16 protein-coding genes are annotated in these 16375 nt (G+C 65.1%); 10 read left to right on the top strand and 6 right to left on the bottom strand.

The annotated features are described in order from the left end of the window. Positions 1-157 precede the first annotated feature (157 nt). The 8 genes from rapZ (at position 158) to Q0X68_RS11395 (ending at position 6984) form a co-directional block, all read left to right on the top strand. Positions 158-1012, top strand: coding sequence for an RNase adapter RapZ (gene rapZ / locus Q0X68_RS11430; RefSeq protein WP_297751860.1), 855 nt, complete (start codon positions 158-160; stop codon positions 1010-1012). Positions 1013-1017: 5 nt separating this feature from the next. Next, positions 1018-1974: a uridine diphosphate-N-acetylglucosamine-binding protein YvcK gene (yvcK, locus tag Q0X68_RS11425; protein WP_366128299.1), complete on the top strand. Its 957-nt coding sequence runs from the start codon at positions 1018-1020 to the stop codon at positions 1972-1974. Between the two features lie 8 nt (positions 1975-1982). Beyond that, positions 1983-2966, top strand: a complete 984-nt coding sequence (gene whiA / locus Q0X68_RS11420; RefSeq protein WP_297751855.1) for a DNA-binding protein WhiA — start codon at positions 1983-1985, stop codon at positions 2964-2966. Between the two features lie 137 nt (positions 2967-3103). Beyond that, a complete protein-coding gene (gene gap / locus Q0X68_RS11415) occupies positions 3104-4105 on the top strand; it encodes a type I glyceraldehyde-3-phosphate dehydrogenase (protein ID WP_108871659.1) in 1002 nt (333 codons plus the stop codon). 111 nt (positions 4106-4216) lie between these two features. Further along, complete coding sequence (locus Q0X68_RS11410; protein WP_108871660.1) at positions 4217-5425, top strand: phosphoglycerate kinase; 1209 nt, start codon at positions 4217-4219, stop codon at positions 5423-5425. A gap of 2 nt (positions 5426-5427) precedes the next feature. Further along, complete coding sequence (tpiA, locus tag Q0X68_RS11405; RefSeq protein WP_297751845.1) at positions 5428-6213, top strand: triose-phosphate isomerase; 786 nt, start codon at positions 5428-5430, stop codon at positions 6211-6213. 127 nt (positions 6214-6340) lie between these two features. Next, a complete protein-coding gene (gene secG, locus Q0X68_RS11400) occupies positions 6341-6583 on the top strand; it encodes a preprotein translocase subunit SecG (RefSeq protein WP_297751865.1) in 243 nt (80 codons plus the stop codon). 44 nt (positions 6584-6627) lie between these two features. Continuing rightward, positions 6628-6984, top strand: coding sequence for an RNA polymerase-binding protein RbpA (locus Q0X68_RS11395; RefSeq protein WP_108871662.1), 357 nt, complete (start codon positions 6628-6630; stop codon positions 6982-6984). Between the two features lie 41 nt (positions 6985-7025). Here Q0X68_RS11395 and pgl read toward each other — a convergent pair whose 3' ends face one another. The 3 genes from pgl to zwf are packed head-to-tail and all read right to left on the bottom strand — an operon-like array spanning position 7026 to position 10133. Beyond that, a complete protein-coding gene (gene pgl / locus Q0X68_RS11390; RefSeq protein ID WP_297751843.1) occupies positions 7026-7757 on the bottom strand; it encodes a 6-phosphogluconolactonase in 732 nt (243 codons plus the stop codon). Beyond that, positions 7757-8662, bottom strand: a complete 906-nt coding sequence (locus Q0X68_RS11385) for a glucose-6-phosphate dehydrogenase assembly protein OpcA (protein ID WP_297751840.1) — start codon at positions 8660-8662, stop codon at positions 7757-7759. The genes pgl and Q0X68_RS11385 overlap by 1 nt, the downstream gene beginning before the upstream one ends. A gap of 10 nt (positions 8663-8672) precedes the next feature. Beyond that, positions 8673-10133 carry a glucose-6-phosphate dehydrogenase gene (gene zwf / locus Q0X68_RS11380; RefSeq protein WP_366128301.1) on the bottom strand — a complete coding sequence of 487 codons (1461 nt, stop codon included), beginning with the start codon at positions 10131-10133 and terminating at the stop codon, positions 8673-8675. A 164-nt stretch (positions 10134-10297) separates the two neighbouring features. Here zwf and Q0X68_RS11375 point away from each other — a divergent pair, with 164 nt between their 5' ends. Next, positions 10298-11221, top strand: coding sequence for a heme o synthase (locus tag Q0X68_RS11375; protein WP_366128294.1), 924 nt, complete (start codon positions 10298-10300; stop codon positions 11219-11221). Between the two features lie 18 nt (positions 11222-11239). Further along, positions 11240-12565, top strand: a complete 1326-nt coding sequence (locus tag Q0X68_RS11370; RefSeq protein WP_297751834.1) for a DUF4921 family protein — start codon at positions 11240-11242, stop codon at positions 12563-12565. Positions 12566-12829: 264 nt separating this feature from the next. On the opposite strand, the gene Q0X68_RS11365 is transcribed toward Q0X68_RS11370, so the two are convergent. The 3 genes from Q0X68_RS11365 to Q0X68_RS11355 all read right to left on the bottom strand — a co-directional run. Further along, positions 12830-14770 (bottom strand): M3 family metallopeptidase, encoded by a 1941-nt coding sequence (locus tag Q0X68_RS11365; protein ID WP_297751832.1) that lies wholly within the window; start codon positions 14768-14770, stop codon positions 12830-12832. 52 nt (positions 14771-14822) lie between these two features. Further along, a complete protein-coding gene (locus tag Q0X68_RS11360) occupies positions 14823-15713 on the bottom strand; it encodes a heme A synthase (protein WP_297751830.1) in 891 nt (296 codons plus the stop codon). Further along, positions 15701-16375: ABC transporter permease (locus Q0X68_RS11355; protein WP_297751827.1), on the bottom strand; the 675-nt coding region annotated here is incomplete at its 5' end. The genes Q0X68_RS11360 and Q0X68_RS11355, both read right to left, overlap by 13 nt.

Below are 16375 nucleotides of genomic sequence, written 5' to 3'. Positions count from 1 at the left end.
CGGCTCGTATGCGCAGCGCACCGGAGATGCGGTGCATGCGCGTGGGCTCGCAGAGAGTGACACCGAAATCACCCCTGTCGCCTCGGCGTCGTAGCGGCTCCAAGGAATGCAGCCGCCGACGCCACCGACGTCGGTGAAGACAGCTAAGGTTGAGCGCATGGTGAGTGAAGTCGCGATCATTACGGGGCTGTCTGGGGCAGGCCGACGCACCGCCGCGCACGCGATGGAAGATCTCGGCTGGTACGTGGTCGACAACCTGCCTCCGGTGATGCTGCCCTCGCTCGCTGACACCATCTCCGGGTTTGGTATTGATCGCCTCGCTGTCGTGGCTGACGTGCGCACCCGCGTGTTCTTCGAGCAGCTCCCCGAAGCCATCGAGCGCCTCCGCCACCAGACGCGGAAGCTCGCGCTCGTGTATTTGGAAGCCGACGACGACGTGATCGTTCAACGCCAGGAATCCAACCGCCGCCCGCTCCCGTTGCAAGGTGAGGGCAGGCTCATGGATGGCATTACCAAAGAGCGCCACCTCATGGCGGATCTCCGAGCGCGCGCTGACATCGTCGTCGACACCTCGAGGCTGAGCGCCAGACAGCTTGTTCAGCGCATCGCGAATCACTTCGGCAGCGACACCACCGACGCCCTGACCGTGTCCATCATGAGCTTCGGCTTCAAGCATGGGCTTCCGATCGACGCCGACCTCGTGTTCGACGTGCGGTTCCTGCCCAATCCGTTCTGGATCCCAGAGCTACGTCCCAAGACGGGTCTCAGCCGCGACGTCGCCGCCTACGTGCTCAAGGTTGAAGCCGCCCAAGAGATGCTCGACAACATGATGGCGGTCGTTCGCACCACCTCACCGGGCTATTTGAACGAAGGCAAGCGGCAGGTGACGCTCGCCATTGGATGCACGGGAGGCAAGCATCGCTCCACTGCGATGAGTGAGGAACTCAAACGGCGACTTACCGAAGCGGGCGTGATGTGCACGGTCATGCACCGTGACCTGGGGAAGGAATGAGCGACGTGGATACGACGCCAGGGCCCAACGTCGTCGCCCTCGGTGGTGGGCATGGGCTTGCCGCTAGTCTGAGGGCGCTGCGCAAGGTGACGCAACGGCTCACCGCGATCGTGACGGTAGCCGACGACGGCGGATCGTCGGGGCGACTTCGCGACGAGTTCGACATCCTGCCGCCGGGTGATCTGCGCATGGCGCTCGCGGCATTGTGCTCCGATGACGACGTCGGTAGCACCTGGGCCACAGTGCTGCAAGCGCGGTTTCGAGGCGACGGGCCCCTCGCGGGCCACGCTATCGGCAACCTGCTGATCGCCGGGCTGTGGCAACAGCTGGGCGACGAACTGGCGGCACTCGACATGGTGGGGGACCTCCTGGGTGTGGAGGGACGCGTCATTCCGATGAGCACGGTGCCGCTGGAAATTGAGGCCGACGTGCTGGGTCTAGATCCGTTTGCACCTGACGAGATCAACACGCTCATCGGGCAAGCGAGCGTGGCGAAGGCGCACGCTGAGGTGCGGCGCGTGCGGTTGGTGCCGCACGAACCCCCGGCATACCCGAGCGCGCTGGAGGCCGTCGATCAAGCCGATGCGATCGTGTTGGGGCCCGGATCGTGGTTCACTTCCGTGATTCCGCACCTTCTGGTACCGCAACTGTGCGATGCTCTCATGACCTCGAACGCTCAACGCATTCTCGTGTTCAACATCGCTCCACGTGATGAGACGGCGGGCATGAGCGCGGGGCGGCATATCGAAGTCCTTGCAGAGCACGCCCCCGACCTACGGCTTGACACGGTGATCGCGGATGTGGGGTTCGCCCAGAGGGATCCTCACATGGCAGACTACGTGCGGGCGCTCGGAGCGGAGCTCGTCGTGGCGGACGTCGCCTCACGTGACGGGGCGCCGACACATGATTCGGAACGACTTGCCGCAGTATTCGCCGAGGTGATTGGGCAAGGGAAGAGGTGAACGGGCCGATGGCCTTGACCCAGAAACTCAAGTCTGAGCTGGCCGCAGTGCACATCCCGCAATCCAGTGCACGAGCTGCGGAGGCGATTGCCATGCTCCGTTTCGGGGGTGGCTTGCATCTTGTTGCGGGCAAGATCGTCCTCGAAGCTGAACTTGACTCGTCTGCCGCAGCACGTCGACTCAGCACGTTTATCGCGGACCTGTGGGACTGCGCGTCGGAACTCGTGGTCATCAACCCATCCGGCATTCATCGCAGTCCGCGCTATACCATCCGCGTGGTTGCCGACGGCGAACGTCTGGCACGGCTCACTGGGCTCGTCGACCACAAACGGCGTCCCGTGCGCGGGCTTCCGCCGAAGGTGGTGGCGGGCTCGGTCGTCGATGCGACGGCTGTGTGGCGCGGTGCGTTCCTGGCACGTGGTTCGCTGACCGAACCCGGGCGTTCTATGGGCCTGGAGGTTACCTGCCCCGGTGCAGAAGCGGCGCTCGCGCTCGTCGGCGCAGGCCGACGTCTCGGATTCATGGCGAAGTCGCGAGAAACTCGAAACCAGACGCGTGTCCAACTGCGCGACGGCGAAGCGATCGCTGAACTATTGACGCGCATGGGCGCCCAGGAGGCGCGTCTGCTGTGGGAGGAACGCCGGATGCGCCGCGAAGTTCGCGCCCAAGCGCACCGGCTAGCGAACTTCGACGATGCCAACCTACGGCGCTCCGTGCGCGCGGCGGTGGCAGCCAGCACTCGGGTGCAGCGGGCGCTGGAGATTCTCGGTGACGACGTGCCTGAACATTTGCGCGTTGCAGGTCTGCTGCGTGTCGAACATCGCCAGGCCAGCTTGGAAGAGCTCGGTAAATTGCACGATCCTCCGCTCACCAAGGATGCCGTAGCGGGACGTATTCGGCGACTGCTATCGACCGCTGACAAGGCCGCGAAGGAACAAGGCATTCCCGACACGGAGGCGTCGCTGCCTCCAGACTTGCGCGACGACGATTAGACGTTGGTTTTCTCGACCCTGACGCTTGTCCATCTGATCGATGTGGCTAGGATGAAGCTGTACGCCAAGGCGCAAAGCGCTGCCCGGGATTCCGCCCGGCGGGGTGAGCGCAAGTGAACTGAAGGGTATCTATTCACATGACCGTTAAGGTTGCTATCAACGGCTTCGGCCGCATCGGCCGTAACTACTACCGCGCACTCAAGGCCTCTGGTGCCGACATCGACGTGGTGGCCGTCAACGACCTCACCGACAACAAGACCCTCGCGCACCTGCTGAAGTACGACTCGATCCTCGGCAAGTTCGATGGCGAGATCACCTTCGACGACCAGTCGATCACTGCGGGCGGCGACACCTTCAAGGTCTTTGAAGAAAAGGATCCGGCCCAGCTTCCTTGGGGCGACCTCGGCGTCGACATCGTCGTGGAGTCCACCGGCCGCTTCACTGAGGCCTCCGCTGCCAAGGCTCACATCACCGCTGGCGCGAAGAAGGTCATCATCTCGGCTCCCGCCAAGAACGAAGACATCACCATCGTGATGGGTGTGAACGACGGCGACCTGACGGCCGACCACACCGTCATCTCGAACGCTTCCTGCACCACCAACTGCCTGGCACCGATGGCGAAGGTGCTGAACGACGAGTTCGGCATCGAAAAGGGTCTCATGACCACCATCCACGCGTACACCGCAGACCAGAACCTGCAGGACGGCCCCCACAAGGACCTCCGCCGCGCTCGCGCCGCTGCTCTGAACATCGTTCCCACCAAGACCGGTGCCGCTGCTGCTGTGGCTCTCGTGCTCCCCGAGCTCAAGGGCAAGTTCGATGGCTACGCTCTGCGCGTTCCCACGCCGACCGGCTCCGCCACCGACCTCACCTTCGAAGCTGGCCGTGAGGTCACCGTCGAGGAGATCAACGCCGCCATCAAGAAGGCTGCTGAGGGTCCGCTCAAGGGCATCCTCTCCTACACGGAGGATCCGATCGTTTCGAAGGACATCGAAACCGACCCGCACTCCTGCATCTTCGACGCTGGCCTCACCAAGGTCATCGGCAACCAGGTGAAGGTTGTGGGCTGGTACGACAACGAGTGGGGCTACTCCAACCGTCTGGTTGACCTGACCGCACTCGTCGGCTCGAAACTCTGATCGTTCAGCCGCCCATGCACTGACAGTGTTGGCCCCGTACTCCCTGTGAGGGGTGCGGGGCCTTCACCTTCATCCCCCGTTGTTCTTCCCATTTGAAAGGAACCCATCCCCGTGAAGACCATCGATGAACTCGATGTCGCAGGCAAGCGGGTGCTCATCCGCTGCGACTTCAACGTGCCGCTCGACGGCGACGTCATCACCGACGACGGCCGCATCCGTGCCGCGCTGCCCACGCTGACCAAGCTGGTGGATGCCGGCGCCCGCGTCGTCATCATGGCGCACCTCGGTCGCCCGAAGGGCCAAGTCAACCCCAAGTACTCGCTCGCTCCTGTCGCGAAGCGGCTCGGTGAGCTGCTCGGCAAGGACGTGAAGCTGGCCGAAGACGTCGTCGGCGAATCGGCGAAGGCCGTGGTCGGCGCTCTGGGGGACGGTGACGTCGCTCTTCTCGAGAACGTGCGATACGAGCCCGGCGAAGAGTCGAAGGACGAGAACGAGCGCAAGGCGCTCGCCGAGCAGTACGCGGCATTCGGCGACGTGTTCGTCTCCGACGGCTTTGGCGTCGTGCACCGCAAGCAGGCCTCCGTCTACGATGTGGCCAAGCTGCTTCCGAACGCTGCCGGCTACCTCGTCGGTAAGGAAGTCGAGGTGCTGCGCGGTGTCACCGAGCGTCCGGAGCGCCCCTTCGTCGTCGTGCTGGGCGGCGCCAAGGTGGCCGACAAGCTCGCAGTCATCGACAACCTGCTGAAGGTTGCCGACACGGTGATCGTGGGCGGCGGCATGGCATACACCTTCCTCAAGGCTCAGGGCAAGGAGATCGGTAACTCCCTGGTGGACGAAGCCAACCTCGACACCTGCGCTGGCTACATCCAGCAGGCCAAGGATGCCGGCAAGCAGCTGCTGCTGCCCGTCGATTCCCGGGTTGCCGAGGGCATGGATTTCGACGCCCGCACCGTTACCGGCAAGGTGAGCGTCGTCTCGGCGGATGCCATTCCGGCCGGACAGATTGGCCTGGACATCGGCCCCGACACTGAGAAGCTGTTCGCCGACGCCATCAAGGGTGCCAAGACTGTGTTCTGGAATGGCCCCATGGGTGTATTCGAGATCGAGGAGCTGTCGCACGGCACCGCCGCGGTCGCCAAGGCGCTCGCGGAGTCCGACGCGTTCAGCGTGATCGGTGGAGGCGACTCCGCAGCGGCGGTTCGTGCGCTCGGACACGCTGACGACGAATTCGGCCACATTTCCACCGGCGGCGGCGCCTCCCTCGAGTTCCTCGAGGGTAAAGAACTCCCCGGTATTGCAGTACTAGAAGAGGAGAAGTGATCATGGCTCGTACCCCCATCATCGCTGGCAACTGGAAAATGAACATGAACCACGTCGAGGCGACTGGGCTCGTCCAGAAGCTCGCGTGGACGCTCGCCGACAAGGAATTTGACCCGAAAACGGTGGACGCCGTCGTCATTCCTCCGTTCACCGACCTGCGCACCGTGCAGACCCTCATCGACGGCGACCGCATGCCGCTCCAGCTCGGTGCTCAGGACGTGTCGGCGCAGGACTCCGGCGCCTATACCGGCGAAGTCAGCGCAGACATGCTGGCCAAGCTGCAGGTGCGCTACGTCGTCGTCGGGCACTCCGAGCGTCGCCAATACCACGGCGAAACCGATGAGCTCGTCGGCGCGAAGGCCAAGAAGGTCATCGCCCAGGGCATGACGCCCATCATCTGCGTGGGCGAGGGCCTGGACGTGCGCAAGGAAGGCAAGCACGTCGAGTACACCGTCGCTCAGGTTCGCGGCGCGCTCGATGGGCTGACTGCCGAGCAGGTGGCTGGCATCGTCATCGCCTACGAGCCCGTCTGGGCCATCGGCACCGGCGAGGTTGCGACCCCCGAAGATGCGCAGGAGGTGTGCGGCGCTATCCGCAACGAGGTGCGCAGCGCCTTCGGCGATGACGCAGCTGACAAGGTGCGTATCCAGTACGGCGGCTCGGTGAAGTCCGGCAGCATCCGCTCCATCATGGATCAGCCCGACGTCGACGGTGCCCTCGTCGGTGGCGCGAGCTTGAAGGCGGAGGAATTTGCAGCGATCATCCGGTTCCAGGACCTCGCTGTCTGATCTGTCTGTCACCCGTTGGTCGGCCGTCCAGGGCGCTGGGCGGCCGACCTTCGTCATACCAGGAGCTGATTCGGCATTCACTCACGCGTCAGTTACACTGGCCTGCGTGATTGTGCCTCTTCTCTCCATGCCGGTGACTATCCTCTCCGTGATTCTCATCGTGCTGAGCATCCTTTTGGCAGCGTCCATCCTCCTCCACAAGGGCCGTGGCGGTGGTATGTCTGACCTGTTCGGTGGCGGCATGTCCACCTCGATGGGCGGCGTCTCGCGCGCCGAGCGTCGACTGGACCTCATCACGCTGATCGTCGGGCTGATTTGGCTGTTCACCATCATCGCGCTGTTGCTGGTGTACCGCGCCGAAGCGCTCTAACGATCGACCTAACCATTCCCAACGACAACTGAAGGAGAAGAGCTGTGGCAGGTGGCAATGCCATCCGTGGAAGCCGTGTGGGCGCTGGCCCCATGGGCGAGGCAGAGCGAGGGGACGCCGTCGCTCGGCACCGGGTCTCCTATTTCTGCGCGAGTGGGCACGAGACGCGCCCCGCGTTTGCAATTGACGCTCAGATCCCGGAGGAATGGGACTGCCCACGCTGCGGACTTCCGGCGAACAAGGATGAGGACAACCCGCCTCCGCCGCCGAAGATCGTGCCGTACAAGACGCACCTGGCCTATGTGAAGGAGCGTCGCTCCGAAGAGGACGCGGAGGCGATCCTCGCGGAAGCCATCACCACGCTGCGCGCCCGTCGGGCCGCTGGCGAAATCATTTACTGACTTCCCAGTTCATACCGGCAGCTGCCGGGCTAGGGCCGCGATTACAACTCGCAGCGGTACTGGCCCGGCAGTTTGCTTGCCGCTGCGTCATCGACGAACCACAACGTGGAGTGTTCGCCGCGAGCATGGGCTGCGGGGAGCGTCTGGTCGCCGTCGAGCACACGAGCCACGGCATCGGCCTTAGCGTCACCGGTCACGATGAACCATAATGCGTCGGTGTTGTTCAGCGCATTGAACGTGAGCGTAATGCGCTCTGGGGGAGGCTTCGGTGCATCTTCCACCCCGATGACGAGCCGAGTCGTCGGCTTGAAGCTCGGGTGCTCGGGGAAGATCGATGCCGTGTGCCCGTCGGGGCCCATGCCGAGCAGCACGAGGTCGAAACGGGTGTCGCCGAGTTCTGTTTCGTAGACGTCAGCGCTCTCGCGAGAATCCTTGCGTCCATCTTTGGCAGCCATCATGTGGATGTTCGCGGAATGGATGGGCAGGGTCCGGGCGAGACGTTCGAGCGCCTGCAGTGAGTTGCGGTCTGGGTCGGTGGCCGCGACGAAGCGCTCGTCGCCCCACCACAGGTGCAGCTTCATGTAGTCGATGTCCACGTCGACGATGAGCTCGGCCATCCGCTCGTACACTGCGTTCGCGGCGGTCCCGCCCGCGAGACAGATGTCGATGCGGTCTTGCGCGGCAGCCTTCTTGGTCAGGAGTGCGACGAGGCGCTCCGCGACGATGCTGGCGACATCGTCGGCGTGGGGGGCACGAACTAGGCGGTGATGCATCAGTGCTCTCCTTGTTGCGACAGCAAATGGGCGACGGTGTCCTCGAACACTTGGTCGGGGTCGAGGCGTTGTAGCTCCTCGGTGAGGAGATCAGTGAGCGGGCGTCGTCGCAGGGCTACCTTTCGTGGTGGCTGTCCAGGCACGGTGTATTCCGCCGTCGTGTTGCCGGGGCGGCGGATAGAGATATCGCCTGCGTCGGTGCCCAGGACGACCTCGATCACGCCGATGCCGTCGCCGTCGATGCGCTCCACCTCGATGCCTAGCTTGTTGCTCAGCCAGGTGGCGAGGAGCGTCGCGGGGGCGTTGTCATGCGCGGATACCACCCGCGCGCTGCGCACGGGGGATGCCACTTGATCGACGGCGGCGACGAGCAGCGCCCGCCACCTGGTGAGTCGCGTCCAGGTGAGGTCGGTGTCACCGGCGGTGTGATGCCGGGCACGGTTTCTGAGCGCCGCCTGCGGGTCGGCGCAGCCGGCGGCGTCCGTGATGCGCCGATCCGCGAGTTGGCCGATGGGATCTTGCGCCAGGTCGTCGGGCCCTTCGTGGGGCCACCACACGACGGTGGGGGAGTCGGGAAGCAGCAGCGGCAGCAACATCACATTGGCGCGTTCGCGCAGCCCGCCGCGCAGGGTGAGGGTGATGAGGTCGCCAGGGAGCCCGTCGCCGACCTCGACGGTGGCATCCATCGAAGGGCCTCCGTCGCTGTTGGCGTCGGTGACGACGATCACCCTCGACGGATGCGCGTAGGCGGAGGTTTTCGCGGCGTGGATGGCGTCGTCGAAGTGCGCGTCGTCGGTGGCGATGATGAGGGTCAGCACGAGGCCGCTCGCGCCCGCTCCGCGGTGCGCCTTCGTGAGTGCGGCGGAGATTTCTCTCGACGTGGTGTCTGGCAGTTCGATAATCATGACGTTGCTCCTACGGGCGTCGCCAGGCGCGGCCATCGCCGGCGAGCATGTCGTGGGCGGATGAAGGGCCCCAGGTGCCGGGCTCGTATTGTTCGGGCTGTTCATCGAGCGAGGCCCAGTACTCGAGCACCGGGTCGAGGATGCGCCAGCTGAGCTCCACCTCTTCCTGCTGCGGGAACAGCGGTGGCTCGCCGAGCAGCACGTCGAGAATGAGGCGCTCGTAGGCTTCCGGGGATGATTCGGTGAAGGAGCCGCCGTAGCCGAAGTCCATCGACACCTCGCGGATCTCCATCTGCGTGCCGGGCACCTTGGCGCCGAAGCGGAGGGTGACGCCCTCGTCGGGCTGGATACGCAGTACCAGTGCGTTGGTGCCGAGTTTCGCGGTATCGGTGCTTGTGAATGGCAGATGCGGGGGCTGCTTGAAGTTCAGCGCCACCTCTGTCACGCGTCGCGGCATGCGCTTGCCGGTGCGGAGGTAGAAGGGCACGCCGGCCCAGCGTCGGTTGTCGATGTCGACGCGAATTGCGGCGAACGTTTCGGTGTTGGAACTGGGGTCTACGCCGTCTTCCTCGATGTAGCCGAGCACTTCCTTGCCGCCTTGCCAGCCGCCGGCATACTGTCCGCGGGCGGTGTGTTTGGCGTAGTCCTTGGGGACGCTTGCTGCGGCGAGGACCTTCTTCTTCTCCGTGCGCAGCTGGGCGGCGTCGAAGTTCGTCGGGTCCTCCATCGCGGCGAGCGCGAGCAGCTGGAGAAGGTGGTTTTGCATCACGTCGCGGGCGATGCCGATGCCGTCGAAGTACCCCGCACGGCCACCGATGCCGATGTCTTCGGCCATCGTGATCTCCACGTGGCTGACGTAGTGGTTGTTCCACACGGGTTCGAAGAGCTGATTCGCGAACCGCAGCGCCAGGATGTTCTGCACGGTCTCCTTACCCAGGTAGTGGTCGATGCGGAACACATCCTGGGGTGCGAAGAGGTCTGAGACGACGGCGTCGAGCTCCTTCGCAGACTCGAGGTCGTGGCCGAAGGGTTTCTCGATCACGACACGGTGCCAGCTCTCGTCGCTCTGTTCCACAAGGCCGTGCGAGCGCAGCTGCTGCATCACGGGCTCGAAGCCCGACGGCGGGATGGAGAGATAGAAGGCGTGGTTGCCACCGGTGCCGCGCTCGGTGTCGAGTTCAGTGAGGGTTTCCCGCAGGCGCTCGAAGGCGTCGTCGGAGTCGAAGGTGCCGCTCACGAACCGGATGCCCTCGAGGAGCTGCTCCCATACCTCTTCGCGGAACTCGGTGCGGGCATGCTCCTTGACCGCGTCGTGCACGACCTGCGCGAAGTCTTGGTCTTCCCACTCGCGACGAGCGAAGCCCACCAGGCCGAAGCCAGGGGGAAGCAGGCCTCGGTTGGCCAGGTCGTAGACAGCTGGCATGAGCTTCTTGCGGGAGAGATCGCCGGTGACGCCGAAAATCACGAGCACGCACGGCTCGGCGATGCGGGGGAGTCTGCGGTCGTCGGAATCCCTCAACGGGTTGACGAACGGGGTGGAACTGGAAGTCACATTCCCCAGCCTAACGGTTCTTCGCAACTAGGATGTTCGCTATTTCAGCTGTAGACTCCCTCGGGAATTGTGAGGGAGGTCAGGTGACGGCTACGACGGCACACGCGTCGCGTGCGAGCGCGAGGGACGTGGTGAAGGCCTACGTTGCACTGACGAAACCTCGCATCATCGAGCTGCTGCTCGTCACCACCCTGCCCGCCATGTTCCTCGCGCAAGGTGGGTTGCCACCGCTGTGGCCCGCCGTCGCCACCTTGTTCGGTGGGTGGATGGCCGCCGCTAGCGCCAACACCTTCAACTGCGTGCTCGACCGCGACATCGACGAGACCATGCGTCGCACCAGGCGTCGCCCCATGCCTCGGCACCAGGTGGGGGTTCGCTCGGCCACCATTTTTGGCGTGCTGCTGGCCGTCGTCTCCTCGCTCATTTTGGGGTTCGGCGCGAACTGGCTCTCTGCCGGCCTCGCGCTCCTGGCGAACGCGCTGTACGTGTTCGTGTACACGATCTGGTTGAAGCGCCGCACATGGCAGAACATCATCTGGGGTGGCATCGCGGGCTGTTTCCCGCCGCTGATCGGCTGGACCGCGGTGACGAACTCGGTGAGCTGGCCGCCGATCATCATGTTCGCCGTGGTGTTCTTCTGGACCCCGCCACACACGTGGGCGCTGTCGTTTCGCTACAAGGACGACTATGCGGCGGCGGGCGTGCCGATGCTGCCCGTCGTTCGGACGGCCCCGCAGGTGGCCAGACAGATTCTTGTCTACACCTTGCTGACGGTGGGCGCGTCGCTGCTGTTGTGGCCGGTGGCTCCGACGGGGCCGCTCTACGCCGTCGTGGCGGTACTGTCTGGCGCCGTCATCACCTGGGAAGCTGTGCAGCTGCTGAGACGAGCCAACCGTGGGCTCGAAGGCGCGCAGCTGAAGGCCATGCGCCTGTTCCACTGGTCGAACAGCTACCTGGCGATCTTGTTCCTCGCCATCGCAATCGATCCGCTGATCTTCGCGCGCTGAGGCGCGTAGGCTCGACGCATGGATCTCTTTGTGCGGGAGCCGGAATATCTTGATGTGCTCGCCGATGGCACGGTCAAGCAACTCAACCCTTTTACCGGTACCGAAGTGTGGACGGTGCCCGGCCGCGGGAATCGCCCGCTGGGCGTGCAGGTGGCGGACCCTCAGCCGCTCAGCCTCGACGAACACGGCCGCCACTGCGCCTTTTGCGAGCTGCGCTACTGGGAGACGCCGCCGGAGAAGTCGCGCGTCGTGCGCCGCGGCGATGATTGGGTGCAGCTCGACGGTGTCCCCGCCAGCCAGCTCCTCGACGAGGCGGCGGAGTTTCGTCGGGTGCCGAACCTGTTCGAGATTTTGAGCTACGACTACTGGCATCTCAACTACGGCTACGAGCTGTCGGACGACGTCGCTGCCCGTCGTGAGGCATATCTGGCGGAGCCCGAGGGGCTGCGGCACGTGGTGGGCGTGGTGGAGGCCAAGCTACGGGCGAGCGGGCATGCGCCCGAGGACATCGCTCGGATGGAGCTCGGCGAGAAGCTGGAGGCGGCATCCGGCTTTTTCGGGGGAGGGCATGACGTGATCATCGCCCGTCGCCACTTCGTCGACGGCGCTACGGAGAACTCCCAGCTGGCATCATCCGGCACGCTCAGGCCGGAGGAACACCGTCGGTTCCTGCGGTTTACGGTAGACTCGATGGAGCGGCTCTACGCCGCGAATCGGTACGCGCGGTATGTGTCCGTGTTCCAGAATTGGCTGAAGCCGGCTGGCGCGTCCTTCGACCATCTGCACAAGCAGCTGGTGGCGATCGACGAGCGTGGGACGCAGCAGGAACTGACGCTGGCGAAGCTGAGGCGCAATCCCAACATCTTCAACGATGCGGCCGCGAACTATGCGAGCAGAAACAATCTGATGATCGCAGAGAACGACCACGCCATCGCGTTCGCGGGGTTTGGTCACCGGTATCCGACCATCGAGGTGTACTCGCGCTCCGAGGAGTCGGACCCATGGCGGCACTCGACGCAGGAGATCGACGGCGTGTCGGATGTGCTGCACGCGATGCATGCCGCGACGGGCGCCGACGTCGCGTGCAACGAGGAGTGGCACCATCGGCCCATCGACGTGCGCGAGCCGATGCCGTGGCGCATCATGCTGAAGTGGCGGGTCTCAACGCTGGCGGGCTTCGAGGGCGCGACGAAGATCTACCTCAACACCATCGACCCGATGACGCTGCGCGACAAGGTGGTCGCGCAGTTGCACGCACTGCGCGACCATGGGCGGATCGCCGCCAGCCTGCGCATCGCCACCGAATGCAGCTGCCAACCGAACCCGCTGCGCTACCGCCGCTGATCGTGGGCACGCCGGGGCCACCCCGCGCCGGTGGTTGAGTAGCGAGCGAAGCTCGCGTATCGAAACCCGCCGAAGTCACCCACCACGAAACTTCAAAATCCGTACGCAGATGAGATGAAGGGCCCGTATTAGGGGTGTTTGGTCAATCTGCGTACGGATTTTGAAGTTTTTCGATCGCTGCGCCGCCCACTCGAGGGCCGGGTGAGGGCCGCCCCCGGTGATTGAGTAGCCCGCGTAGCGGGCGTATCGAAATCCCGTGCGGTACTACGCCAACGTCAAGCCCAGGCGGTCGAGCAGCGGCTGCAGCTCCGGGTCGCGCCCGCGGAATGTCCGGTAGGTCTGCATCGGGTCGACACCGCCTGCGGGGCCGAGCAGCGTCGCGCGGAAGTGGTCGCCGTTTGCTCGGGTGCCGCCGCCTTGCTCCTCGAACCAGGCCACAGCATCCGCGTCGAGCACCTCGGCCCAGGTGTAGCCGTAGTAGCTGGCCGCGTAGCCGCCGCCCCAGATGTGCGCGAAGTACTGCGTGCGGTAGCGCGGCGGGCAGATGTCGTCGGCCAGCCCGTAGCGCTCGAGCGCGGACTGCTCGAAGGCGGCCACCTCGTCGGCCGAAGCGGGGAGCTCATCGAGCGGCGTGGAGTGCCACACGTAGTCGAGCACCGCGGCGATGAGTGCCTCAGCCTTGGCATACCCCAGCCCAAACTCGCTGGCGGCCTGCAGCTTCTCCAACCACTCGGCGGGCAGCACCCGTCCCGGCTGCCACGCCCAGTGCTCGTTGACCTGGCTGGGGAATTCAACGAAATCGCGCGGCACGCTCGTACCCGAACGCGACGGGTATTTGGCCTTGCCAAACAGGCCGTGCAGCGCGTGTCCGAACTCGTGGAACATGGTGATGACCTCGTCCCAGGTCACGGTCGGCACGGTCTTGCGGTAGTTGCAGTTGTTGGTGACGATGGGCAGCTCGTCGGAGAGCGTCGACACCTCGTTGATGCCGGTCATCCAGGCGCCGCCGTTCTTCGTCGGGCGCGCCCAGAGGTCCATGAGGAACAGCCCGACGGGGGAGCCGTCGGCGTTAGACACCTCGTATACCTGCGCGTCCTCGACATGCCCGCGCAGATCGTCGCGGAGCTTGAACGTGATGCCGTACAGTTCGGTGGCCGCCGCGTAACAGGCCTCGGTGACCTTCTCGACGGTGAGGTACTCGTCGAGTTCCGACTCGTCGAAGGCGAACCGCTCCTTGCGTAGCTGCGCCTCGACGTACTGCCAGTCGGCTGCCGTGAAGGTGGCGCCGGGATTGAGCTCGGCGTACTTCTCGGCGAGCTCGGCGGCTTCCTTCCGCGTTTTCGCCAGCGCCGCCTGTGCCAGAGGGATGAGCACCTCCTCGATGGCCTGCGTCGTCTTCGCCGTACCCTTCGACGCGACGAGTGCCGCATGCGACGGGTACCCGAGCAACGTGGCGCGCTCGGCGCGCACGCGAGCCAACTCGACGAGGGTCTCGCGCGTATCGAACTCGCCCAGCCCGCGTGTAAGGGAAGCGTCGAGGACGCGGCGTCGCAAGTCGGCGTTGGCGAGTTTGGCGGTGAGTGGCTGCTGCGTGGTGTTCACCAGCTGAAGGCGGAGGCCGTCGTCGGTGCGCAGGGCATCCACGTCGGCCGGGGAGAGGCCCTCCAGCTCCTCTTCGTCGACGGCAAACCCGGCGGCATTGCGTGCCTCACGGTTGAGGCGCTCGAACGTCGTGGACAGCTCCGCGATGCGCCCGTTCAGCTCGCGAAGACGCGCCTGCTCCGCATCGTCGAGTGCGACGCCGGCTCGTTCGAAGTCGTTCAGCAGCTCGGCCAGGTGGTAGCGGTCCTGATCATCAGCCTCGACCTCACCGTCGTCGAATCGGCGTTGCAGCGCCTGCAGACGATCGTAGATGCCCTTGTCGAGGTAGATTTCGTCGTCGTGGGCGGACAGCTTGCTCGCGTACTCCTCGGCGATCGCGTCCAGTTCGTCGGTGGTGTCAGCAGCTTTCACCGAGTAGAACATCGAGAGCACCAGGTTGAGTGGTCGACGCGCGTCCTCCCACATGTCGAGCACGTTTTCGCGCGTGGCGGGGGCGTCGTCGCTGCGCAGCGTCGCGAGCGTCTGCTTCTGGTGGGCCATGCCCTGGTTGATCTCGTCGCGGTAGCGCTCAGCCGAGTAGCTGGCGAAGTCAGGCAATGCCATCGGTGGCCTTTCGTCTCGTTGTGCTTCGGCCACCCACTCTATTGCGTCGGGCTCAGGTGAGGGTTGGCTTTGCGACCTTGGTGCCGAACAGCAGCCAGGCCGAGGCTGCGGCGAAGACGGTGAGGCCGGCCATGTGCATCCACACCACGGTTGCCGGGATGCCCAGGAAGTACTGCAGGTAGCCGATGGCGCCCTGCAGCGCGACGGTGGCGAGGAACATCGTCGCTAGGCGGGCCGCTTCGCGGTTGGCCGCACGCTTGCACACCACGACGCAGGCGACGGCGAGGATGGCCACCACCCACGCTGAGAGCGCGTGGATGCGCGCGATCTGCTCGATGTTCAGCCCGTTGCGCGGCGCGTTGGCGTCGCCGGCATGGGGGCCGGCGCCCGTCGTGAGCGTGCCAGTGATCACGCTCACCATTGCCGCGCAGAAGGTGCCGACGATGAGCGCCCGGGTGCCGGCCGACGTCGCAGCCGGCACGTTGTCACGCCCCAACAACACACCCCACGTGCACAACACGATGAGCGGAATGGATGCCGTGAGGTGGAAGCCGACGATGAACGGGTTGAGCCCCAGCTTCACCGTGATACCGCCGACGATGGCCTGCGCGACGATGCCCCATCCGACGGCGAACGTCACCCACCACAGCTTGGTGCCGCGTCCGCGCACCCACCAGGCCGCGATCCACGCGCCGAGCGCGACGAAGCACAGCACGCCGGTGAGCGTGCGGTTGCCGAACTCGATGAGCCCGTGGATGCCCAGCTCAGGGTGCGGGGTGAGCCGGTCTGGCGTGCAGTAGGGCCAGTCGGAGCAGCCGAGCCCCGAGCCAGTCAGGCGCACGATGCCGCCTGTGACCACGATGCCCATGTTGCAGATCAGCGACGCCCACAGCCACGCCATCAGCGCGCGCTGCGTGCCGACGAGCTTCTTCAAGAGGTCCAACGAAATACCTTTCTGGCAAGCGCCGCAGCCGCCGCAGCCCACACGGCCGCCACGACGAGCGGCAACCAAAGCACTGTACCCGTTCCCCCCGCACGCAGCGACTCTCCGACGGCCGCGGTGGGTAGCGCCGTGAGGATCGGTTGCGCCCAACCGGGGAATGCCGTCACGGGAATCACGATGCCGAGCGGGAGCCCAACCAAGAACAACAAGTTCGCCAGCGCCAGCGTCGTCTCCGGGCGAAGCGAACCAGCGATGGCCAATCCGAGCGCAATGAACGCCGCCATACCGACGACGCACGTCACCGTCGTGACGAGCCACGCCGTAGGGGCGACCGCGGGGCGCCACCCCATCAGCAGCCCGAGCACGCCGAGCGCAGCCACCTGCCCCAAGGTGATCATCGCGATCGACAGCGCCTTACCGAGCAGAATGCCGTCCTTGCCCAGCGGGGTCGCGGTGAGGCGCTCGAGCACGTTGTAGCGTCGCTCAAATCCGGTGGCGATGGCGAGCGTCGTGAGCCCCGACGACCACAGCACCATGCCCAGCACCGACGGCGCCAGATGTTGGTAGTCGACGCCGAACCGCGCGCCCCACATCTTGCCGGCAACCAAGATGGCGACGGGAAATACGATGGCGAGGATGAGTTGCTCGCCGTTCATCAGGAT

It is taken from the genome of uncultured Tessaracoccus sp. (assembly GCF_947286155.1).
Taxonomy (GTDB): domain Bacteria; phylum Actinomycetota; class Actinomycetes; order Propionibacteriales; family Propionibacteriaceae; genus Arachnia.
Note: the sequence above shows the minus strand (reverse complement) of the source record. Positions and strands in the feature narration are given on the sequence as shown.

Excerpts from the sequence above, each read along its gene's own strand:
- Q0X68_RS11370 (WP_297751834.1), top strand. The coding sequence starts at position 11,240 with ATGGATCTCTTTGTGCGGGAGCCGGAATATCTTGATGTGCTCGCCGAT.
- Q0X68_RS11385 (WP_297751840.1), bottom strand. The coding sequence starts at position 8,662 with ATGATTATCGAACTGCCAGACACCACGTCGAGAGAAATCTCCGCCGCA.
- whiA (WP_297751855.1), top strand. The coding sequence starts at position 1,983 with ATGGCCTTGACCCAGAAACTCAAGTCTGAGCTGGCCGCAGTGCACATC.
- secG (WP_297751865.1), top strand. The coding sequence starts at position 6,341 with ATGCCGGTGACTATCCTCTCCGTGATTCTCATCGTGCTGAGCATCCTT.
- Q0X68_RS11365 (WP_297751832.1), bottom strand. The coding sequence starts at position 14,770 with ATGGCATTGCCTGACTTCGCCAGCTACTCGGCTGAGCGCTACCGCGAC.
- tpiA (WP_297751845.1), top strand. The coding sequence starts at position 5,428 with ATGGCTCGTACCCCCATCATCGCTGGCAACTGGAAAATGAACATGAAC.
- pgl (WP_297751843.1), bottom strand. The coding sequence starts at position 7,757 with ATGCATCACCGCCTAGTTCGTGCCCCCCACGCCGACGATGTCGCCAGC.
- gap (WP_108871659.1), top strand. The coding sequence starts at position 3,104 with ATGACCGTTAAGGTTGCTATCAACGGCTTCGGCCGCATCGGCCGTAAC.
- rapZ (WP_297751860.1), top strand. The coding sequence starts at position 158 with ATGGTGAGTGAAGTCGCGATCATTACGGGGCTGTCTGGGGCAGGCCGA.